Below are 21219 nucleotides of genomic sequence, written 5' to 3' on the forward strand. Positions count from 1 at the left end.
GTGCGTTAAATACGTCAAACTGGTTGACCGAAATTACGACGACTTCAGTGGATACGTCAATATGCTTGACCTTAAAAACCAGACCCGCCAACAAGAGGCCATGGAGGCGTTCTTTTTCGGCTACCAGGCCTTCACCGCCAAAGCCGACGAAATGCTCGAACGTCGCGGCCTGAGCCGCGTGCACCAGCGCATCGTATTTTTTATCGCGCGCTACCCCGCCTTGAGCGTGAAGGAACTGCTGGAATTACTCGGTGTGAGCAAGCAGGCGCTGAACATGCCCCTGCGCCAATTGCAGGAAATGCATCTGGTCGACAGCGTCGCTTCCGAAACCGACAAGCGCAAACGCCTGCTGGCGCTCACTGAAGAAGGCCTGCGTTTTGAGCAATCCCTGCGCCGCGAACAGGTGAAGTTGTTGCAACGCGCCTTCAGTGACGCGGGGGCTGAAGCCGTGGCCGGATGGCTAGCGGTGAACCAGGCGCTAAGTGGCCTGAACTAGCCTTTCATCCACTTTTACGCAGCCGATCGAAAACATTATTTGCTTTATTTGTATACAAAAGCATAATTCGCTTCGTGCGAGTTCCTGACCTATTGGTCAACAAACCCGCCAGTACCTCACAGCGCCTAAGCGCTGGCCATAACAATAAAATGCTTGAGGAGTACTCGCTGTGGACAGCCGCAAATCCGAAGCCTCACCCCTGGACCTCCAACCCACCCGCACCGGCTGGCTGGAACGCCTGTTTAAGCTGCGCTTGCATGGCACCACAGTGAAGACCGAGCTGATCGCCGGCCTCACCACCTTTATCACCATGGCCTACATCATTTTCGTCAACCCGAACATCATGGCCGACGCCGGCATCGATCACGGCGCGGCATTCGTCGCCACCTGCATCGCCGCCGCGCTGGGCTGCCTGCTGATGGGCCTCTACGCCAACTGGCCGGTAGGTCTGGCGCCGGGCATGGGCTTGAACGCGTTTTTCACCTACACCGTGGTCGGCACCATGGGCTACACCTGGGAAACTGCGCTGGGCGCGGTGTTTATTTCCGGCGTTCTGTTCATGGGCCTGACCCTGTCCCGCGTGCGCGAATGGCTGCTCAACAGCATCCCTGTCAGCTTGCGCCATGCGATGGGCGCGGGTGTCGGCCTGTTCCTCGGGGTGATCGGCCTGAAGACTGCGGGGATCATCGTCGACAGTCCGGCGACCTTGATCAAACTCGGTTCGTTGCATGAGCCCGCGCCATTGCTGGCAGCCGTGTGCTTCCTGCTGATCGCGATCCTCAGCTACCACCGCGTGTTCGGCGCGATCCTGATCAGCATCATCGCCGTGACCATCGCGGGTTGGGGCCTGGGCCTGGTGCACTACAACGGCATTCTTGCCACACCTCCGAGCCTGGCACCGACCTGGATGGCGATGGACGTAAAAGGTGTATTCAATGTCAGCATGATCAGCGTGGTATTTGCATTTCTTTTTGTACACATGTTCGACACTGCCGGTACACTGATGGGCGTCGCCCAGCGGGCCGGCCTCGTCAACGCCGATGGCAAGATCGATAACCTGTCCCGTGCGTTGAAAGCCGACAGTGCTTCCAGCGTATTCGGTGCCATGGTGGGTGTACCACCGGTGACCAGCTACGTGGAAAGTGCTGCCGGCGTGGCCGCTGGCGGGCGTACCGGGCTGACCGCCGTGACCGTGGGCATTCTGTTTGTGGCGGCGATGTTTTTTGCACCGCTGGCCGGGATGATTCCAGCGTACGCCACGGCGGGTGCGCTGATTTATGTCGCGATGCTGATGATGGCGAGCATGGCCCATATCAATTGGGATGAAGCCACTGACAGCATCCCGGCGATTGTCACCGCAATCATGATGCCGCTGACCTTCTCGGTCGCCGACGGTATCGCCTTGGGCTTTATCACGTATGTGGCGCTCAAGGCTGGCACCGGCAAGTACCGCGAGATTTCTGTCAGCCTGTGGGTGCTGTGCGCGATCTTTATCGCCAAATTCATATTTCTATAAAGGAGCAACGGATGAACCTGGAAACCTGGCTACTGTTCAGCGGCGCAGCATTGGTGGTGATCCTCATACCGGGGCCACTGTCCCTGCTGATGATCAGCAACAGCCTCAACTATGGGCTGCGCCGCTCGTATCCAGCGTTTCTTGGCGGGGTGTTTGCCTCGATCTGCCTGCTCAGCGCCTCGGCGCTGGGTTTGGGTGCGTTGTTACTGGCTTCCGAGCAACTGTTCAGCGCCTTGAAGATGGTTGGCGCGGTGTACCTGTTTTATCTCGCCTGGCAGAGCTGGCAGCAATCGCGGCAACCGGCCCAGCGTGCCGAGGTGCCGTACGCCGCCCCCGTCCCACGCTTTCGTGCGCTATTTGGCCGGGCGTTCGTACTGGGCGCGAGCAACCCCAAGGACATCCTGTTTTTTGCCGCTTTCCTGCCGCAATTCCTCAACAGCCAACAGCCTTTTCTGCCGCAACTGCTGATCATGATCGTCACCTGGACGGCGCTCGACCTGATGTGCAAGCTGGCCTACGGCCTGGGTGCCCACGGCGCTGCTCGCTACCTGCGCAGTGGCAAGGGCCAGAGTTGGTTTAACCGCATCAGCGCCGGGCTATTCGGTGGCGCTGGCGTGATGGCATTGATAAAGGCTAGGACCGGCTGACTTTGGCGAAATAGACACTCGGTCGGCTCCCCCTCATACCGCGCCACTGGATGCCTGCTACGATCAGAACCAGACGGTTTTCGCTCATGGCGCTGCTGACGTCTACCAGTGGCAGCACACCCGGATTAAAGCGAATGGTTTCATTGAGCCACTGAGCCGTCAGTCGCGTATCCAACTCGATCGTCCCACCGTACGTCCAATGGATTGAAACGTAGTAAACCTTATTGGACAGAGGGTGGGTCACGATCAAATCACGGGTGGTTTTATTGAAATGCTTCACCAGCACTTCATGCACGTCAAAGCCTTGCTGCTGCAACACGTGTGTAATGGCCTGGCGCATGGCAACCCCGCGCTGGACCGGGCGCTTGGGAAGGCGGAATTGAAGCGCAGGATCTAGATCTAAACCTGATATCCGGAAGTCGACTCGGGTAAAGCCTGGCGCTTTGCCTTCTACCCCTATGAATATCGATTTACTTTGTCTGTCAGTAGGCCTCAGCAATCTCAACACATCATCCGTTTGCCCTGGTATCGCGGGGGCCGCTGGCAACCAATCGTTCAACGTCGCACGGAGATTGAGCATATGACTGGCCGTTGCAGGGCGTTCCGGGCCTGATAACTCAATAATTCGTGCCACTGTAAATTCTCGGCTTTTGGTGGTCATGGTGGGGAATGCCGTGCCGACGTACTCCGCCAACGGCCTGTCAAAGAGAGGGGCATGGAGCTGCCACCCGCCCGTTGGCGTGCGCGATACAGGAAGGGGCTGTTCAGCACGTGATGTGCTTGCCCAACGCTCAATATCAACGCGAGCCAATGAAACCAGTGGTTCATCCTGTGTGATAAACACTATGTAACCCAAGGGTGCCTGCCCACCCTGGGGGAGCAATCGGTAATAACCGCTCAAAGGATCGTTCAGGGCCGTATAGGGAGGCGCCAGCCGGAGGACATTGTAGGAAAATCCTCGACTATCTACCGGGACGTGAAATACGCCGGGCGCCGGGGACGTCAATTGTTGATGGTTCAGAACCTGCACACGCCAATCCAACCAGTGGGTGGACGTGGAGGAGGACTGGCGTATCTGGCTTTCCGTCGCCCTGCGCACCACGGGTGGCCACCAATCCGGCGGCGGTGGTACCGGGGGTGTCCACGGGCTAAGCAGGCTCGTACTCGTTCCCGCCACCGGTTGCGGCGCGTCCGCGCCGAGTAACCACTCCCTGGACTGGTGAATATCCAGAATCAGTTCGTCCTGACCCGGCGACTGCTGGTTTTTCAGACGAAACCCTTGCCCGCTGTCCCGTTTGTAAACCGGATAATGGTGTGTGTCATCCGCCACAAATAGCTCTCCATTTTTGACGTAGACACCTTCCCGACCCGGCCCCCTCAACGCCACGGCCCCCTCCGGCACCGATGCAGTCTTGAAACGCTCCAGGGCCGGAAGTTGCCTCACGGATGACGCCGAACGGGGAACACCACTCGGTTCCACCCGCCAGCGGCGTATCCGCCCCAGAGCCGGGGGCAGCGCAGACCGTATCGCGGAAGCTGCCGCAACGCCCGCCCTCTTGGGGCCGGGTACGAAAGTCATTACCAGGTTGACCATAAAAAATTTAATCGTATCGGCCAACACGCGCTTATCACTGGTGTCGCCATAACGCTTGTAATGCCGCGCTGCAACGTACAACTCATAGATGTCACTGAACACTCCGAGTATTGGAATAAAGGCACTTAACACCATCCGTGTTTTGGCTAAGCTATCGTCGCGAAGGCGGCGGATTCGGTATTCCTTCAGCGCTTTATTGGAGTAACTGGCTGCCTGTGTCTGGCGTTGCAACTCGTGCACTTTGCCGTGGTACAGCAACGCCTGGGCATTGCAGTTGGACGTGGCGACAATCGCCAGCCAATCCCGTGGATCACTGGCAATCTGCTCGAGCACCTGTTCTTCAATCTCATCAAGCAACAGCGACGGTTCCAGATGCTTGACGGAGAACAGGCGGGTCAACCGCCAAATCCCTCTCACGAGGGAACTGCCAGGAAGCACATCAAATAGGTTGAAGACCTTTGGTTCGAACGGGGACTGATGCTTTGCCTGAAAAGCCCAGCCGGGTGCGACCTGGCGTGCCAGCGTCTTAACGTTATCGGGCAATGCGCCTAGACGGTTCAATTCAGCCTTGGCCTTTTCAAGGTTGCCGTACTCAGTGAGTACCAAGGCGAGGGGGGCCTGGGGCCAATAGACCACGCAAAGCTCCGAGCGCTTGTCTTGCACGACCACTATCCCTGCGACATAGCGATCATGCTGCATCGTATGGCCCACCAAATGAACCACGTGCAGTTGTAACTCATGCTGGTTTTTCATCAGGTCCTGCGGTGTCCGTGCGGCCATTGCAGTGCTGAAAACGCTTTGTGCTGTCGCCGACAGCCCCTGTTGAACCGCTGAAAACAGATGATGCTTACCACCCGCTCGCAACACGCGATTCAATAACTCGGGAATACGTCCTTCGCTGAGCGGGCGGTTGGGGTTAACAGGTGGATAAAACACCTTATTGATCAACGCGTCGTACCGGCCGCCGATATCCAGCGAAGAGATGATTTGCCTCAAATGCCCGGTAGAAAGACTGTCTGGCCACGTCCGTCGCAGAGGGCAAGCACGGTTCAATTTATGGTTCGTCCACGGTGCCAGCGGATCCAGGTTGTGCAGCGCCAGCTCCAACAGACTGAAGGCCCTGCACGAAGAAGACGCGGGTAGTAGCTTTTGCGGGTCTTTCAAGCGGCAAGCGTCTTTATGATCACAATACGTGCCGTGGATATCTCCGGACATCGCCATAAAGGGCTCGTCTATCTCCACCCCCAAGGAGAGCCCCTCGTGGCGCAACCGGGCGGTCAACTTTTGGCGGGCATAGGTGCTCAAGTCCGGCAGACGTTGCTCGAGCCGGGCTAAAAATGCCCAGGTGCTGCTCATGTAAAGCTTCTGCGAGCGTCTGAAGTGTTTTCGCTGCGCACGGGTTGCCCCCGTTAACCATCCCGGCATTTTTTTCGCTTCGAGCGCTACCTTGCGCAGCAGCTCGACATTCGCCTGCGCGCGGCTCAGAGCGCTATTGACGGGAACCTGCAGGTGTTGCTCCAGCTCGGTCAGCAACAGCGCACGACTCAACTCGGCATCCTTTACCTCACTGAAAATACGCGTGATGTCATCGGCGCTGTTGTACAAGCGATAACAAGTCCCAATGAGCTTCTTGAGGGAGGCCAATGCAGGCTTGCCAGGGATAGGCACGTAGCGCACCTCTAAGGTTTTACGCGCCGCATGTGTGCGTAAGTCATTGCGCTTATCGCGCGCGACACAGCCCCACAGCACGGAATCGTCCCGACTGACGAGGCTGGCCTTGACACTTCGGGTGAGGGCGTCCAGCCCGGCAAAAGCCATCACTCCGCCCACTTCGCCAAAGGCATACAGCACCACGGGTAGCTGGCGAAGCGGGACCCTCACCGCTGCGGCGGTCGTCACCACCCTGATGTTATGGAGCGAATAAAAGGCATCCAGCTCGCTGCCAATGGCGATCGACAATACCTGGGTTTGACTGTTCGGACGCCGGGCGGGCAAAGGCTGCTCCACCACTTCAATCATCAAGTCACGATGCGCCGCACTCAGCAACTTAAGCCTGTGTTGCACCTGCACTTCGCAGCGCAAGGCCTCGGCTTGGGCGTGCATAAACGACACAACCCGCCTGGGCGTCCCCTCCCCACCTGGGCGCTCAGACCAAAAATCAACGTGAAGCAATCGTTGCCCGGCACCCAGCGACAAGGCATGCAAGGTTTGGGCGTGAACCTTGAGTTGGTCCACCCAGGCGACGACCTCCTGATATTCCGGTGTCTCGGCGCTTGGATTATCCGGATCCAGCAGCGCGACCAGGCCTTTTTCGTAACGCTTGATCTGCTGCTCTGCCGTGCGCAGCGCCAAGCCGGGCGCGATACTGGCAAAAATAATTTCTGTGCTTCGTCGCTGGTGGTCCCAATCGAGCAATTCGTCACGCAGCGCGCCGAGCCGAGCCCCCCCGACCAGTTGTTTCCTGTTGCCCTCCACGTGCTTGAGAAAGGAACCTGCATCAAGTGGCTGCGGCCGCTCTGTGGCAAATACGTGCGGGTGATAAATCACCGAAACACAGGCCAACTCGTTATTCCATTGCTGCCTCAGCAACTCCTGCGCGCCCAGCGCCAACGCATCCTCTAAAATCTCCAAGCCACGCACAACGCTGGACGCCGGGGATAAGTCCGCAGGACGGCATAACACTGGGCGACGATTTAAAGGCAAGCATTGCCAGAGCTCGTCAAACCGCGACTTGCTCAGCTCCAGCACACCGCACTGAAGCGCGACGAAGGAAGGGTACTCGTAGAGATTGCGGGCCACACCCGGCAGGTAAATGATATGCGGCACACCACTGGGGTCACCCTCGCGATAGATATGCAAGGCACCTGGAATCACCATCGCAGGTGTACCCGGCCAGAGTAACTGGCCCACTCGCACACCGGCCCAATCCCCCCCCGCGACCTGACGCGCCTGCGCGCTCGGGGCATCAATCACGGCCTGAACCATGGCCATTCCGGTACTCGACAGCTCATCCAGTTGCCGCGCGATCAAGGCACGGTCGGCGAAGAGTTCCTCGTGCAACGCTACCCAGCGCTCCCGGCGCGTCCGCCAGGAACCGTATGCCAAGGTGTCCCAATAGTGAGCGGCCGTGTGGATTAATCGCTCATAGAGCCGCATCGCGACCACTCGTTGAAGGGCTTCCAACGGCGTCAACGTCAATCCAGAGCCGGGCTTTCCTTTGATGGTCAGGGTGGTTGACGGGGAAACACTGGCAGCCGTCCAGGGCTCAAAAAGCAACGACAATGCCCGACTGGTCAGGCTGTCGACTTTCTCGGGCTCACCGCCCTTCGCAGGCACGGTAAACAGCAGATCATCCGGTTCCTCCTTGAATTCCTTGTACAGCTCGGCGCGAATCACCTTCAAGATTTTGGGCGAGCGCCCCAGCAGATGTGTCAGCGTCTGCGCCGACTCGCGGCAGCGCATGTCGGCCAGCCAGATCTGATTGATCAGACGGCTGGGATGGGTAGAGGTGCGAATCCGTACTTTCAACTGGTTGCGAATGGCCCGTAACTCGGCGTCGACGGTCTCTTCAGCATCGCTGGCGTCGTCAATGTCGTCGGTGTCGGACGCAGGGCTGGAAACGGGAGGAGCGGACTGACTTTCGGTGGCCGAGGTCATGGTGTTTTTTCTCGTGGAGGAAAACACTCAGCCTAAGCAACGCAGGCGGTCAGAAGGCGCTAGATAATTGAACCCACTGCAGGCAAAAAAAAGCCCGCAGTGTGGGCGGGCGAAAAACCAACGAAGAGCTTTGGGGGTGTGAAGCGAGGTGACGCTCAGCTACCGCGATAGGTGGAGTAGCTGTAAGGCGAAATCAGCAGCGGGACATGGTAATGATCCTGTTCGGCGCTGATGCCGAAGCGCAGCACCACCACATCGAGAAACGCCGGTTCAGGCAATTGCACGCCACGGGCGCGGTAGTAATCACCGGCGCTGAATTGCAGCTGGTAGACACCGCTGCGGTAATCGTCGCCTTGCAGCAATGGCGCGTCGCAGCGGCCGTCGCTGTTGGTCACGGCGGTAGCGACCCGCTCAAGCTGAGTGCCGTCGACGCGATACAGTTCAACCTTGATCGCGCTGCCGGGGCAGCCGTGTGCGGCGTCCAAAACGTGTGTGGTCAAGCGTCCCATGGCGTCTACGCGCCTCCCGTGGTCAGTAGAAGAGTGATCCGCACTTTTTCAGGGCATCGAAAAAGCCGGCGATGACTGATTAAGACACTTTTAAAAAAAATTGTACACAATAAAAATCACAAAGCCTCGGATCAGCACACCGCTGATGCTCGACAGACTGATCGATGGGTAATCCTTGCTTTTAAACGACCTTTTGTCCATTAGCTGACCAGTCAGGCAAGTTTCTTGCTACACCCTTTACACAGAGCTCTGCGGAAAAAATGCATAAATGCAGGCTTACAAAGTTGCCGACAAGTTGTATACAATCACTCATCGCCGTGACGCCACCCAGTCTTTTCACTGCCCGGCCGCCACATGAATGATCACGAACAAGAAGGAAGACTGCAGTGAGCGCTGACTACCCACGCGACCTGATCGGTTACGGCAGTAACCCTCCTCACCCCCACTGGCCGGGCAAGGCGCGCATCGCGTTGTCTTTCGTACTCAATTACGAAGAAGGCGGCGAGCGTAATATTTTGCACGGTGACAAAGAGTCTGAAGCCTTCCTGTCGGAAATGGTTTCGGCGCAGCCGCTGCAAGGCGCGCGCAACATGAGCATGGAGTCGCTGTACGAATACGGCAGCCGCGCTGGCGTGTGGCGCATCCTCAAGCTGTTTAAAGCATTTGATATTCCACTGACCATCTTCGCCGTGGCCATGGCCGCCCAGCGTCACCCGGACGTGATCCGCGCGATGGTCGAGGCCGGTCACGAAATTTGCAGCCACGGCTACCGCTGGATCGACTACCAGTACATGGACGAGGCCCAGGAGCGCGAGCACATGCTCGAAGCCATCCGCATCCTCACCGAACTCACCGGCGAGCGCCCATTGGGCTGGTACACCGGGCGCACCGGCCCGAATACCCGCCGGCTGGTGATGGAGGAAGGCGGTTTCCTGTATGACTGCGACACCTACGACGACGACCTGCCCTACTGGGAGCCTAACAACCCTACCGGCAAGCCGCACCTGGTGATCCCCTACACCCTGGACACCAACGACATGCGCTTTACCCAGGTGCAGGGTTTCAACAAGGGCGATGACTTTTTCGAATACCTCAAGGACGCCTTCGACGTACTCTACGCCGAAGGGGCCGAGGCGCCGAAGATGCTTTCCATCGGCCTGCACTGCCGCCTGATCGGCCGCCCTGCGCGCCTGGCTTCGTTGAAGCGGTTTATCGAGTACGCCAAAGGTCACGAACAGGTGTGGTTCACCCGCCGCGTGGACATTGCCCGTCACTGGCACGAAACCCACCCGTACACGGGAGCAGCGAAATGACTGCGTTCCAAACCCTTAAACCATCGACCCTGAGCCGCGATGAATTCGTCGCCGCCTTCGCCGACATCTACGAACATTCGCCATGGGTGGCCGAGAAGGCCTTCGACCTGGGCCAGGACGCCTCGATCGACGAGATCGAAACCCTGCACCAGCGCATGAGCGACATCCTGTTGAGCGCCGATCATGCCAGTCAACTGGCCCTGATCAACGCTCACCCGGACCTGGCCGGCAAAGCCGCCGTCCAGGGCCAACTGACCCAAGCCAGCACCGATGAACAAGCCGGCGCGGGTATTCACCAATGCACGGCCGAAGAGTTCTCACGCTTCACCGAGCTGAACGACGCCTACAAGGCCACGTTCAAGTTTCCCTTCATCATGGCGGTAAAAGGCAGCAACCGGCATCAGATCCTGGCCGCGTTCGAAACGCGCATCCACCACTCGGCAGACGCCGAGTTCAAGTGCGCACTGGCCGAGATCAACAAGATCGCATTGTTCCGATTACTGACCCTCTAAACGACCATCCCCAGCCACTCTATCTAAGGCAGACAAGAAGAATGAAAGCTTACGCCGTACCTTTCGAGAAGTTCGTCAACCTGGCCGACGCCCGTCTGGGCACCAAGATCCTTTCGGTGACCGATGACTGGTTCGCTGACGCCAACCGCCTGTTCCAGCCGACCCCGGCCGTGTGGAAGGAGGGCGTTTTCGATGACAACGGCAAGTGGATGGACGGCTGGGAGTCGCGCCGCAAGCGCTTCGAAGGCTACGACAGCGCGGTCATCCGCCTGGGCGTACCCGGCTCGATCAAAGGCGTGGACATCGACACTTCATTCTTCACCGGCAACTACCCGCCGTCGGCGTCGCTGGAAGCCTGCTTCCTGGCCTCGGGCGACCCGGATGAGAACACCCAGTGGGTGGAAGTGCTGTCGGCCGTCGAGCTGCAAGGCAACAGCCACCACTACCACGAGATCAACAACGACCAGGCCTACAGCCACCTGCGCTTCAACATCTATCCGGATGGCGGCGTGGCGCGTCTGCGTGTGTACGGCATTCCATTCCGCGACTGGTCGTCGGTCGGCGACAACGAACAAGTCGACCTGGCCTCAGCCCTCAACGGTGGCCGCGCGCTGGCCTGCTCCGATGAACACTTCGGCCGCATGAGCAACATTCTCAACCCAGGCCGTGGCATCAACATGGGCGACGGCTGGGAAACCGCACGTCGTCGTACACCGGGCAATGACTGGGTGATCGTCGCCCTGGGCCACCCGGGCGAGATCGAGAAGATCATCGTCGACACCCTGCACTTCAAGGGCAACTACCCGGACACCTGCTCGATCCAGGGCGCGTTCGTCAAGGGCGGCACCGACAGCCAGATCGAAACTCAATCGTTGTTCTGGCGCGAACTGCTGCCGGCGCAAAAGCTGGAAATGCACGCCGAACACACCTTTGCCGAGCAGATCAAGGCACTGGGGCCGATTACCCACATCCGCCTGAATGTGTTCCCGGATGGGGGTGTAAGTCGCCTGCGCGTCCTCGGCAAGGTCGCGAAATAGACACTGCCTGTAGTGAGCGGGCTTGTCCCGCGCTGGGTGGCGAAGCCGCCCTAAAACCAGGCGCCTGAGTGCTGTCTGGCAGAAAGCGGTGGCTGGATTGGGGCGGCTTCGCCACCCAGCGCGGGACAAGCCCGCTCACTACAGAAGCAAAACAAACACATAGAATCTGGATAAGAAGACAGCCATGCGCACACTGATGATCGAACCCCTGACCAAAGAAGCCTTCGCCCCTTTCGGAGACGTTATCGAAACCGATGGCAGCGATCACTTCATGATCAACAATGGGTCGACCATGCGCTTTCATAAGCTGGCGACGGTCGAAACCGCACAGCCTGAGGACAACGCGATCATCAGCATCTTCCGCGCCGACGCGCAGGACATGCCGCTGACCGTGTGCATGCTGGAACGACACCCGCTGGGCAGCCAAGCGTTCATACCGCTGCTCGGCAACCCCTTTCTGATCGTGGTCGCGCCACTTGGCGATGCACCTGTATCAGGTTTGGTCCGCGCCTTCGTCACCAACGGCAGGCAGGGCATTAATTACCATCGCGGCGTCTGGCACCACCCGGTGCTGACGATCGAAAAGCGGGATGACTTCCTGGTGGTTGATCGCAGTGGCACAGGCAATAACTGCGATGAGCATTTTTTTGAAGAGGATGAGCGGTTGATCCTCGCCCCCCACCAATAAGAGAAGGCCGGATCACCCGACAACAAGGGTGACAGGCGAGAGGTAAAGACTGTGGAAGCACATCTGTTGGAATGGCTGAACCTGAGCGTGCGCTGGGTTCATATGATCACGGGCGTCGCGTGGATCGGCGCTTCTTTCTACTTCGTCTGGCTGGAAAACAACCTCAACCGCGTCAACCCCAAGAGCGGCCTGGCCGGTGACTTGTGGGCGATCCACGGTGGCGGTATCTACCACCTGGAAAAATACAAACTGGCCCCACCGACCATGCCGGACAACCTGCATTGGTTCAAATGGGAGGCCTATTTCACCTGGATGTCGGGCGTCGCGCTGCTGTGCGTGGTGTTCTACCTCAACCCGACGCTGTACCTGCTCGCCCCCGGCAGCACGCTCAGCGGCACCGAAGGCGTATTGCTGGGCATTGGCTCACTGTTCGCCGGCTGGTTCATCTACTCCTTCCTCTGCGACTCGGCCCTGGGCAAACGCCCTGCCCTACTCGGTTTCATCCTGTTTGTGCTGTTGATTGCGGCGGCCTATGGTTTCAGCAAGGTGTTCAGCGGGCGTGGTGCGTACCTGCACGTGGGTGCCGTGATCGGCACGATCATGGTCGGTAACGTGTTCCGCATCATCATGCCGGCGCAACGCGCGCTCGTGGCGGCTATCGCGGAAAACCGCACGCCGGATCCGGCGCTGCCCGCCAAAGGCTTGCTGCGTTCTCGTCACAACAACTACTTCACCTTACCGGTGCTGTTCATCATGATCAGCAACCATTTCCCGAGCACCTACGGCAGCCAATACAACTGGCTGATCCTGGCGGGTATCGCGGTGGCGGCGGTGTTGGTGCGCCATTACTTCAACACCCGGCATAACAGCCAGAAGTATGCGTGGACCTTGCCGGTGGGCGCGCTGGCGATGATTTGCCTGGCCTATGTGACCGGTCCCAAGCCCGTCGCCGAAGTGGCCAAGGCACCGGCTGCCATTGAGTACCAGCCGCTGCCGGAAACGGCATTGGGGGGTGGTTTGAAGCCCGCCGCGCCGCCAGCGCCCGCAGCTGAACCGGTACCGGCTCAGGCCACGACGGATTTTGGCCAAGTGCACAGCGTGATCGAACAACGCTGCACCGTGTGCCATTCGGCCAAGCCCACCAGCCCGCTGTTCAGCACCGCTCCGGCCGGGGTGATGTTTGACACACCGGCGCAGATCCAGCAGCAGGCCGCGCGTATTCAAGCGCAAGCCGTGGCGAGCCAGATCATGCCGTTGGGCAACATCACCCAGATGACCCAGCAGGAGCGGGATTTGATTGGTACCTGGATCAACCAGGGGGCCCGCACCAATTAATTAACTGATTCACACAGATCCAAATGTGGGAGCGAGCTTGTTCGCGAAGGCGCTGGATCAGTCAGCACATTCAGTGACTGACACGCCGTATTCGCGAGCAAGCCCGCTCCCACAGGGGATTTGTGGTGATGTAGAGATTGCGTTCCACACAACACAAAAATAAAAAAGATCCGAGGTGTTGCATGACCGAGTTAGTCGAACCGCAGATTCCTGCCGTGCCCGCGATGGTGCGGCTGCCCCTCTTGCAACTGATTCTGGTAGGCCTGCAACACGTCTTGCTGATGTACGGCGGCGCCGTCGCCGTGCCCCTGATCATTGGCCAGGCCGCCGGCTTGAGCCGTGAAGAAATCGCCTTCCTGATCAACGCCGACCTGCTGGTAGCCGGCATAGCCACCCTCGTGCAGTCGTTCGGCATCGGCCCAGTGGGCATCCGCATGCCGGTGATGATGGGCGCCAGTTTCGCCGCCGTCGGCAGCATGGTCGCCATGGCCGGCATGCCCGGTATCGGCTTGCAGGGTATCTTCGGCGCGACCATCGCCGCCGGGTTCTTCGGTATGTTGATCGCGCCGTTCATGTCCAAGATCGTGCGCTTTTTCCCGCCCTTGGTGACCGGCACCGTGATCACCGCGATTGGCCTCTCGCTGTTTCCGGTCGCCGTGAACTGGGCCGGTGGCGGCAGTGCCGCTGCGACGTTTGGTTCGCCGATCTACCTGGCGATTGCCGCGCTGGTACTCGCCACCATCTTGCTGATCAACCGCTTCATGCGCGGTTTCTGGGTGAACATTTCGGTACTGGTCGGCATGGGCCTGGGTTACGCCTTGTGCGGCCTGCTTGGCATGGTCGACCTCAGCGGCCTGGCCCAGGCACCGTGGGTGCAGGTGGTGACACCGCTGCACTTTGGCATGCCTAAGTTCGAGTTGGCGCCAATCCTCTCGATGTGCCTGGTGGTGGTGATCATCTTTGTCGAGTCCACCGGGATGTTCCTCGCGCTGGGCAAGATCACCGGCCAGGACGTCACGCCAAAGATGCTGCGCCGTGGTTTGTTGTGTGATGCCGGCGCGTCGTTCTTTGCCGGGTTCTTCAACACATTTACCCACTCTTCGTTCGCACAAAACATCGGCCTGGTGCAGATGACCGGCGTGCGTTGCCGCTCGGTGACGATCATGGCGGGGGCCTTTCTGATTGTGCTGAGCCTGCTGCCCAAAGCGGCATACCTGGTGGCGTCGATTCCACCGGCGGTGCTGGGCGGTGCGGCGATTGCCATGTTCGGCATGGTGGCGGCCACCGGGATCAAGATCCTGCAGGAAGCCGATATCGCCGACCGTCGCAACCAACTGCTGGTGGCGGTGAGTATCGGCATGGGCCTGATCCCGGTGGTGCGCCCGGAGTTCTTCGCGCAGCTGCCGCTGTGGATGAGCCCGATCACCCACAGTGGCATCGCCATGGCCACCCTCAGCGCGTTGTCGCTGAATATCCTGTTCAACATCCTCGGCGGGTCAGAACGACCTGCCGTCGCGCCTACGCATTGATTCCTTCGTTCTTACAAAAACAATAACGATACTGGGAACCACGACATGCACGCCATTCACCCGGGGCCGGCCACAAGCCGTGCCCCATTCTCGCCCCACGCGCTCTGTTACAGCGCACTTGAGCCCAGGCATAAGAGCCAGTATTCTCCGCGCCCGCTCGAATCGACTCAAAAAAAAACAGCGAATGTAAAAGCTGACTGCAAGGCCAACTTATCCCGGCCTTATGTCTGCGGCCAATGTGCGCAAAAGTCCCCTGAATTCGACTGCATCCCATGCAGCCGACGGGGATTTTTTGGCTTTTTAAACACCTTGGCGCAGCTCTTGCTAAATGCACTAAAGCTGACCGAACAGACGATTTTTGCAGCTGACCAAAAGGCGCCACACCAGAGCGCCTGCGTAGAAGAAAAACCATAAAATTTTAACTCGGGAGCAACCGAATGAAACCTATGTTCAAAGGCCTGATGCTGGCGGGATCCCTGCTGGCAGGTGGTCAAGCCGTGGCCGGTGACCTGTTGCAGTGGCAGAACAACAGCCTGACTTACTTGTGGGGCAAGAGCTTCACCGTCAACCCGCAGATCCAACAAACCGTCACGTTCGAACATGCCGATGCCTGGAAGTACGGCGACAACTTCTTCTTCCTCGACCGCATCTTTTATAACGGCAAAGAAGATGGCAACGTCGGCCCGAATACTTATTACGGCGAGTTCAGCCCGCGTTTGTCGTTTGGCAAGATTCTCGACAAGGACCTGTCCTTTGGTCCGATCAAGGATGTATTGCTGGCGATGACTTACGAGTTTGGTGAAGGCGATAACGAATCGTACCTGGTCGGTCCTGGCTTCGATTTGAACATTCCGGGTTTCGACTACTTCCAGCTGAACTTCTACCAGCGCCAGACCGAAGGCAATCGCCCGGGTGATGGCGTTTGGCAGATCACGCCGGTCTGGTCGTACACGATTCCGGTGGGCAACTCCGACGTGTTGATCGACGGCTTCATGGACTGGGTCGTGGACAACGACAAGAATGCCCGTGGCACTTACCACGCCAACCTGCACTTCAACCCACAGGTCAAATATGACTTGGGCAAGGCATTGCACTGGGGCGACAAGCAGTTGTATGTCGGTTTTGAATACGACTACTGGAAGAACAAGTACGGGATTGAAGATTCGGGTGCGTTCAAGACGACGCAGGATACGGCGAGCTTCTTGGTCAAGTACCACTTCTAACTCACACCGCAATACAAAATGTGGGAGCGGGCTTGCTCGCTCCCACATTTAGTTTGGGGGCAACCTCAAAAACCGAGTGATTTCCTCACGCTTGGCCAACGCATCCCGCCGCCCCAATTCAATCAACTCGCTGCAATACCCCGCCTCGAACAGCAAGTAACTCAACACCCCTGCCCCGCTGGTCTTGGTCGCCCCCGGCCCGCGTAAAAACAAGCGCAACGCCGCCGGCAATTCCTGGCGATGCCGCGCGGCGATCTCATCAATGGGCTGGCTCGGCGCAATCACCAGTACTTCAACCGGCGCCAGGCCCTGAGCCGCGCTGTCGCCCGGCTGGAAATGGCTGAACTGGTTCAAGCGCTCCAGCAATTCGATATCGCTTTCCAGGCTGTCAATGAACGTGCTGTTGAGCATGTGCCCGCCGATCTGCGCCAGGGTCGGTTCCTGGCCGGTGTAGGTGCGTTGCACGGCCGGTTCATTGCCACGCGGGTTGCCGCTGACCCCCACCACCAGCACGCGATTGGCGCCCAAATGCAGGGCCGGGCTGATGGGCGCCGATTGCCGCACCGCGCCGTCGCCAAAGAACTCCTGGTCGAGTTTGACCGGCGCAAACAGCAAAGGGATCGCCGAACTGGCCAGCAGGTGTTCAACGGTCAACTGAGTGGGCATGCCGATACGGCGATGGCGCAACCAGGCGTCGATGGTGCCGCCGCCTTGATAAAAGGTCACCGCTTGCCCGGACTCATAACCAAAGGCCGTCACTGCTACCGCGTGCAGATGTTTATGCCGGATGGCCTCGTCGATGCCGTCCAGGTTCAAGCGCTCTTGCAACAGGTCGCGTAACGGTGAGCTGTTGAGCAAGGCCACCGGCACCCGGGCGCCCAGGCCCAGCAGGCTGTGGATAAAGAAGCGGCTCGCTTGGCGAATCACCCCCGGCCAGTCGCTGCGCAACACCTGGTGGCTACGAAAGCCCTGCCAGAAGGCGGTAAGACGTTGGATCGCGGCCCTGAAGTCCATGGCGCCGCTGGCCAGGCTCACCGCATTGATCGCGCCGGCGGAGGTGCCGACGATCACCGGAAAAGGATTCGGTGCTCCCGGCGGCAACAACTCTGCAATGGCCGCCAGCACCCCCACCTGATAAGCCGCTCGCGCCCCGCCGCCGGAAAGAATCAAGCCTGTAACCGGTTCAGCTGGGCGCATTGCTTCACTCCATGTGGGAAAAAATCGGTCTTATCAGCGGCGTTTTTCGTACAGCTTGGGTTCACCCGGTGGCCGGCTCTTGAAGCGGCGGTGAGTCCACAGGTATTGCTCAGGGCATTCACGCACCGAGGCTTCGACCCACTGATTGATGCGCAGGCAATCGACTTCATCGCTTTCGCCAGGGAAGTCAGTCAGCGGCGGGTGGATCACCAGGCGGTAACCGCTGCCATCGGCGAGGCGCTGTTGAGTGAACGGCACGACCAGCGCCTTGCCCAGCTTGGCGAACTTACTGGTGGCGGGCACGGTGGCCGCCTGGATGCCGAACAGCGGCACAAAGATGCTTTGCTTGGCGCCGTAGTCTTGGTCCGGTGCGTACCAGATGGCGCGGCCAGCGCGCAGCAGCTTAAGCATGCCGCGCACGTCTTCGCGCTCCACGGCCAGGGAATCGAGGTTGTGACGCTCGCGACCACGGCGCTGGATGTAGTCGAACAGCAGGTTGCCGTGCTCGCGGTACATGCCGTCAATGGTGTGCTTCTGGCCAAGCAGTGCCGCACCGATTTCCAGGGTGGTGAAATGCAGGGCCATGAGGATCACGCCCTTGCCATCCAGTTGGGCCTGCTTGAGGTGTTCCAGGCCTTCGACATGGGCCAGGCGCGCCAGGCGCTGGCGCGACCACCACCAACTCATGGCCATCTCAAAGAAGGCGATGCCGGTGGAGGCAAAGTTTTCCTTGAGCAATTGTTTACGCTCTTTAGCGGATTTTTCCGGGAAGCACAGTTCCAGGTTTCGCGCGGCAATACGGCGACGTTCGCCCGCCACGCGGTACATGCCAGCACCCAGCAGGCGACCAATGGTCAGCAGCGCGCGGTATGGCAGTTGGGTAATCAGCCACAGCAGGCCGAGCCCCAGCCATAACAGCCAAAAGCGCGGGTGAAAAAAAACAGCTCGAAAACGCGGGCGATCCATTACAGATTCCGGTAAAGACAAGGGCCGCGCATTCTACAACGGTTCGACTCGGCTTGCGGCGGGTGAGTGTTCTCGTTATAAGTCTCGACACTTTTCGTGACAAGCCGCTTTGCCGACCATGAGCCAAACCGAACCGCTAGACCAAGATCCCGTGTTCCAGCTGAAAGGCAGCATGCTCGCCATCACCGTGCTGGAACTCGCCCGTAACGACCTCGAGGCCCTGGACCGCCAGCTCGCCGCCAAGGTCGCCCTGGCGCCGAATTTTTTCAACAACGCCCCGCTGGTGCTGGCGCTGGACAAACTGCCCGCCGGCCAGGGCAGTATCGATCTGCCTGGCCTGATGCGCGTCTGTCGCTCCCATGGCCTACGCACGTTGGCGATTCGCGCCAGCCGCATTGAAGACATTGCTGCGGCCATCGCCATTGAACTGCCAGTACTGCCACCGTCCGGCGCGCGCGAGCGACCGCTTGAACCATTGGTCGGTGAAGAGAAGAAAAAACCGGAAAAACCACCGGAGCCGACGATCAAGCCGACAAAGATCATCACCTCGCCCGTACGCGGCGGGCAGCAGATTTACGCCCAGGGGGGTGACCTTGTCGTGATCTCCTCGGTCAGCCCGGGGGCGGAACTTCTTGCCGATGGCAACATCCATGTATACGGCCCGATGCGCGGACGTGCCCTCGCCGGCATCAAGGGCGATGCCAAGGCGCGTATTTTTTGCCAGCAGTTGACCGCTGAGCTAGTGTCCATCGCAGGCCAGTACAAGGTTTCAGAAGATTTGCGCCGTGATCCGCTGTGGGGGGCTTCGGTGCAGATCAACCTGTCGGGCGATGTGTTGAACATCATCCGTCTTTAACGGATACTGCCGCATTTTCCAAGCATCTCTAGACTCTGATAGCACAGCGAAACCGGCAATACTTGCGTAGGAATAATTGGAAGTTGGCGTTTCCCAGCGGAAACCACATCTTTTTCCTACAAAGGCTGTCCGCCTGCGGCGAGTTCCAAGAGATGTTTTTCAGGGACCGAAAAGTCCTTTTTCCTTAGGGGTGAAACACCTTGGCCAAGATTCTCGTGGTTACATCCGGCAAGGGTGGTGTGGGTAAGACCACCACCAGCGCCGCTATCGGTACCGGCCTCGCTTTGCGCGGCCACAAGACAGTTATCGTCGACTTCGACGTCGGTTTGCGTAACCTCGACCTGATCATGGGCTGCGAGCGCCGCGTGGTGTACGACTTCGTCAACGTGGTCAACGGCGAAGCCAACCTGCAACAGGCCCTGATCAAGGACAAGCGCCTTGAGAACCTGTACGTACTGGCCGCCAGCCAAACCCGCGACAAAGACGCGCTGACCAAAGAAGGCGTAGGCAAAGTCCTGGCCGAGCTGAAGGAAACCTTCGAATACGTGGTCTGCGACTCACCGGCCGGTATCGAAACCGGTGCTCACCTGGCGATGTACTTCGCGGATGAGGCCATCGTGGTGACCAACCCGGAAGTCTCCTCGGTACGTGACTCGGACCGCATGCTAGGCCTGCTGGCCAGCAAGTCCCAGCGCGCCGAAAAAGGCGAAGACCCGATCAAGGAGCACTTGCTGCTCACCCGTTACAACCCTGAGCGCGTCAGCAACGGCGAAATGCTCGGTGTTGAAGACGTGAAAGACATCCTCGCAGTGACCCTGCTGGGTGTGATTCCAGAATCCCAGGCAGTCCTGAAGGCTTCCAACCAGGGTGTTCCGGTGATTCTTGACGACCAGAGCGACGCCGGCCAGGCGTACAGCGATGCCGTCGATCGCTTGCTGGGCAAGACCGTGGAACACCGCTTCCTCGATGTGAAGAAGAAGGGATTCTTCGAGCGTATCTTTGGAGGCAACTAAACAATGAAATTTCTCGACTTCTTTCGCGCCAACAAAAAGCCAAGTACCGCGTCGGTAGCGAAAGAGCGTCTACAGATCATCGTGGCGCACGAACGCGGCCAACGCAGCACGCCGGATTATCTGCCAGCCTTGCAGAAGGAACTGGTCGAGGTAATCCGCAAGTACGTCAATATCGGCAACGATGACGTGCATGTCGCCCTGGAAAATGACGGCAGTTGCTCGATTCTGGAACTCAATATCACCCTGCCTGATCGTTAATCGAAAAGGCGGCCGCCACGGCGGCTCGTTCACCCTGATCCCTTTTAAGGGCCGGGTGGGCGAGCCGCCGTTGGCGTTTGTTGCGAGGCTGTTTAATGCCGTTGTCCAATATCCACATCCTCCATCAGGACGACGCTGTCCTGGTGGTGAACAAGCCGACCCTGCTGCTCTCGGTGCCTGGCCGTGCCGATGACAACAAGGACTGCCTGATCACCCGCCTGCAGGAAAACGGCTACCCCGAAGCCCGCATCGTCCATCGACTGGACTGGGAAACCTCGGGGATTATCCTGCTGGCCCGGGACGCCGATACCCACCGCGAACTGTCCCGCCAGTTTCACGACCGCGAAACCGAAAAGGCCTACACCGCACTGGCCTGGGGCCAACCGGAACTGGACAGCGGCAGTATCGACCTGCCCCTGCGCTACGACCCGCCGACCAAGCCACGCCATGTGGTCGACCACGAGTTTGGCAAGCATGCGCTGACCTTCTGGAAAGTGCTGGAACGTTGCGGCGATTGGTGCCGCGTCGAGCTGACGCCGATTACCGGGCGTTCGCACCAGTTGCGTGTGCACATGCTCTCCATCGGCCACCCGCTGCTCGGTGATGGTCTTTATGCCCACGAACAAGCCTTGGCTGCCTGGCCGCGCCTGTGCCTGCACGCGAGCATGCTGAGCTTCACGCATCCGCAGAGCGGCGAGCGCTTGCGCTTCGAGTGCTCCGCCCCGTTCTAACGCTGCAAATGCATTCAATGTGGGAGCTGGCTTGCCTGCGATAGCGGTCTATCTGTGCCAAATGTATTGGCTGACCCTCCGCTATCGCAGGCAAGCCAGCTCCCACAGTCGTTTTGTGTGGTGCTCAAGAAGGTAGCTTCAC

General features: G+C 59.1%; 18 protein-coding genes. 14 read left to right on the forward strand and 4 right to left on the reverse strand.

Annotated features, from left to right (window positions below; all coding sequences use genetic code 11):
- The first annotated feature begins 61 nt into the window (after nt 1-61).
- The 3 genes from HU722_RS20450 to HU722_RS20460 all read left to right on the forward strand — a co-directional run bounded on the left by HU722_RS20450 (nt 62) and on the right by HU722_RS20460 (nt 2659).
- A complete protein-coding gene (locus HU722_RS20450) occupies nt 62-496 on the forward strand; it encodes a MarR family winged helix-turn-helix transcriptional regulator (protein ID WP_065873370.1) in 435 nt (144 codons plus the stop codon).
- A 169-nt stretch (nt 497-665) separates the two neighbouring features.
- Nucleotides 666-2012, forward strand: a complete 1347-nt coding sequence (locus HU722_RS20455; protein WP_065873371.1) for an NCS2 family permease — start codon at nt 666-668, stop codon at nt 2010-2012.
- An 11-nt stretch (nt 2013-2023) separates the two neighbouring features.
- A complete protein-coding gene (locus tag HU722_RS20460) occupies nt 2024-2659 on the forward strand; it encodes a LysE family translocator (RefSeq protein ID WP_065891070.1) in 636 nt (211 codons plus the stop codon).
- Here the strand turns inward: HU722_RS20460 and HU722_RS20465 are convergent.
- Together HU722_RS20465 and uraH are read right to left on the reverse strand one after the other, a co-directional pair.
- A complete protein-coding gene (locus HU722_RS20465) occupies nt 2646-7910 on the reverse strand; it encodes a dermonecrotic toxin domain-containing protein (protein WP_186752063.1) in 5265 nt (1754 codons plus the stop codon). The genes HU722_RS20460 and HU722_RS20465 overlap by 14 nt on opposite strands.
- A gap of 155 nt (nt 7911-8065) precedes the next feature.
- Entirely contained in the window at nt 8066-8419 is a 354-nt protein-coding gene (gene uraH / locus HU722_RS20470) for a hydroxyisourate hydrolase (protein ID WP_065873374.1), read from the reverse strand.
- 386 nt (nt 8420-8805) lie between these two features.
- Between uraH and puuE the strand changes: the two genes are divergently transcribed.
- The 7 genes from puuE to HU722_RS20505 all read left to right on the forward strand — a co-directional run bounded on the left by puuE (nt 8806) and on the right by HU722_RS20505 (nt 16056).
- Nucleotides 8806-9732: an allantoinase PuuE gene (puuE, locus tag HU722_RS20475; protein WP_065873375.1), complete on the forward strand. Its 927-nt coding sequence runs from the start codon at nt 8806-8808 to the stop codon at nt 9730-9732.
- Nucleotides 9729-10244, forward strand: a complete 516-nt coding sequence (gene uraD, locus HU722_RS20480) for a 2-oxo-4-hydroxy-4-carboxy-5-ureidoimidazoline decarboxylase (protein WP_065873376.1) — start codon at nt 9729-9731, stop codon at nt 10242-10244. Before puuE ends, uraD begins: the two co-directional genes overlap by 4 nt.
- Nucleotides 10245-10285: 41 nt before the next feature.
- Nucleotides 10286-11281: an allantoicase gene (gene alc, locus HU722_RS20485; RefSeq protein WP_065873377.1), complete on the forward strand. Its 996-nt coding sequence runs from the start codon at nt 10286-10288 to the stop codon at nt 11279-11281.
- 184 nt (nt 11282-11465) lie between these two features.
- Entirely contained in the window at nt 11466-11969 is a 504-nt protein-coding gene (locus HU722_RS20490) for an ureidoglycolate lyase (protein WP_065873378.1), read from the forward strand.
- Nucleotides 11970-12020: 51 nt separating this feature from the next.
- Nucleotides 12021-13304 (forward strand): urate hydroxylase PuuD, encoded by a 1284-nt coding sequence (locus tag HU722_RS20495; RefSeq protein WP_065873379.1) that lies wholly within the window; start codon nt 12021-12023, stop codon nt 13302-13304.
- 182 nt (nt 13305-13486) lie between these two features.
- The gene (locus HU722_RS20500) at nt 13487-14833 is read left to right on the forward strand and encodes a nucleobase:cation symporter-2 family protein (protein ID WP_065873380.1); all 1347 of its coding nucleotides are present in this window, start codon (nt 13487-13489) and stop codon (nt 14831-14833) included.
- 437 nt (nt 14834-15270) lie between these two features.
- A complete protein-coding gene (locus HU722_RS20505; RefSeq protein WP_049712208.1) occupies nt 15271-16056 on the forward strand; it encodes an outer membrane protein OmpK in 786 nt (261 codons plus the stop codon).
- 48 nt (nt 16057-16104) lie between these two features.
- On the opposite strand, the gene HU722_RS20510 is transcribed toward HU722_RS20505, so the two are convergent.
- Nucleotides 16105-17253 carry a patatin-like phospholipase family protein gene (locus tag HU722_RS20510; RefSeq protein ID WP_065873381.1) on the reverse strand — a complete coding sequence of 383 codons (1149 nt, stop codon included), beginning with the start codon at nt 17251-17253 and terminating at the stop codon, nt 16105-16107.
- A 33-nt stretch (nt 17254-17286) separates the two neighbouring features.
- On the reverse strand, nt 17287-18219 hold the full coding sequence (locus HU722_RS20515) for a lipid A biosynthesis lauroyl acyltransferase (RefSeq protein ID WP_065873382.1): 933 nt from the start codon (nt 18217-18219) through the stop codon (nt 17287-17289).
- A gap of 118 nt (nt 18220-18337) precedes the next feature.
- On the opposite strand from HU722_RS20515, the gene minC reads away from it, so the two are divergent.
- From minC to HU722_RS20535, 4 genes are all read left to right on the forward strand, one after another.
- Nucleotides 18338-19075, forward strand: a complete 738-nt coding sequence (gene minC, locus HU722_RS20520; protein ID WP_065873383.1) for a septum site-determining protein MinC — start codon at nt 18338-18340, stop codon at nt 19073-19075.
- A gap of 200 nt (nt 19076-19275) precedes the next feature.
- Nucleotides 19276-20088 (forward strand): septum site-determining protein MinD, encoded by an 813-nt coding sequence (gene minD / locus HU722_RS20525; protein ID WP_017737535.1) that lies wholly within the window; start codon nt 19276-19278, stop codon nt 20086-20088.
- Between the two features lie 3 nt (nt 20089-20091).
- Nucleotides 20092-20346, forward strand: a complete 255-nt coding sequence (gene minE, locus HU722_RS20530; protein ID WP_003175252.1) for a cell division topological specificity factor MinE — start codon at nt 20092-20094, stop codon at nt 20344-20346.
- Nucleotides 20347-20441: 95 nt separating this feature from the next.
- Nucleotides 20442-21077 carry an RluA family pseudouridine synthase gene (locus HU722_RS20535; protein ID WP_065873384.1) on the forward strand — a complete coding sequence of 212 codons (636 nt, stop codon included), beginning with the start codon at nt 20442-20444 and terminating at the stop codon, nt 21075-21077.
- Nucleotides 21078-21219 lie beyond the last annotated feature (142 nt).

The organism is Pseudomonas tritici (assembly GCF_014268275.3).
Classification (GTDB): Bacteria; Pseudomonadota; Gammaproteobacteria; order Pseudomonadales; family Pseudomonadaceae; genus Aquipseudomonas; species Aquipseudomonas tritici.

What these genes read in the sequence shown, in the direction of transcription:
- HU722_RS20515 (WP_065873382.1), bottom strand. Translation starts at nt 18,219, where the DNA reads ATGGATCGCCCGCGTTTTCGAGCTGTTTTTTTTCACCCGCGCTTTTGG.
- minC (WP_065873383.1), top strand. Translation starts at nt 18,338, where the DNA reads ATGAGCCAAACCGAACCGCTAGACCAAGATCCCGTGTTCCAGCTGAAA.
- HU722_RS20450 (WP_065873370.1), top strand. Translation starts at nt 62, where the DNA reads ATGCTTGACCTTAAAAACCAGACCCGCCAACAAGAGGCCATGGAGGCG.
- uraD (WP_065873376.1), top strand. Translation starts at nt 9,729, where the DNA reads ATGACTGCGTTCCAAACCCTTAAACCATCGACCCTGAGCCGCGATGAA.
- uraH (WP_065873374.1), bottom strand. Translation starts at nt 8,419, where the DNA reads ATGGGACGCTTGACCACACACGTTTTGGACGCCGCACACGGCTGCCCC.
- HU722_RS20535 (WP_065873384.1), top strand. Translation starts at nt 20,442, where the DNA reads ATGCCGTTGTCCAATATCCACATCCTCCATCAGGACGACGCTGTCCTG.
- minE (WP_003175252.1), top strand. Translation starts at nt 20,092, where the DNA reads ATGAAATTTCTCGACTTCTTTCGCGCCAACAAAAAGCCAAGTACCGCG.
- HU722_RS20490 (WP_065873378.1), top strand. Translation starts at nt 11,466, where the DNA reads ATGCGCACACTGATGATCGAACCCCTGACCAAAGAAGCCTTCGCCCCT.
- HU722_RS20500 (WP_065873380.1), top strand. Translation starts at nt 13,487, where the DNA reads ATGACCGAGTTAGTCGAACCGCAGATTCCTGCCGTGCCCGCGATGGTG.
- alc (WP_065873377.1), top strand. Translation starts at nt 10,286, where the DNA reads ATGAAAGCTTACGCCGTACCTTTCGAGAAGTTCGTCAACCTGGCCGAC.
- HU722_RS20505 (WP_049712208.1), top strand. Translation starts at nt 15,271, where the DNA reads ATGAAACCTATGTTCAAAGGCCTGATGCTGGCGGGATCCCTGCTGGCA.
- HU722_RS20510 (WP_065873381.1), bottom strand. Translation starts at nt 17,253, where the DNA reads ATGCGCCCAGCTGAACCGGTTACAGGCTTGATTCTTTCCGGCGGCGGG.
- HU722_RS20460 (WP_065891070.1), top strand. Translation starts at nt 2,024, where the DNA reads ATGAACCTGGAAACCTGGCTACTGTTCAGCGGCGCAGCATTGGTGGTG.
- HU722_RS20465 (WP_186752063.1), bottom strand. Translation starts at nt 7,910, where the DNA reads ATGACCTCGGCCACCGAAAGTCAGTCCGCTCCTCCCGTTTCCAGCCCT.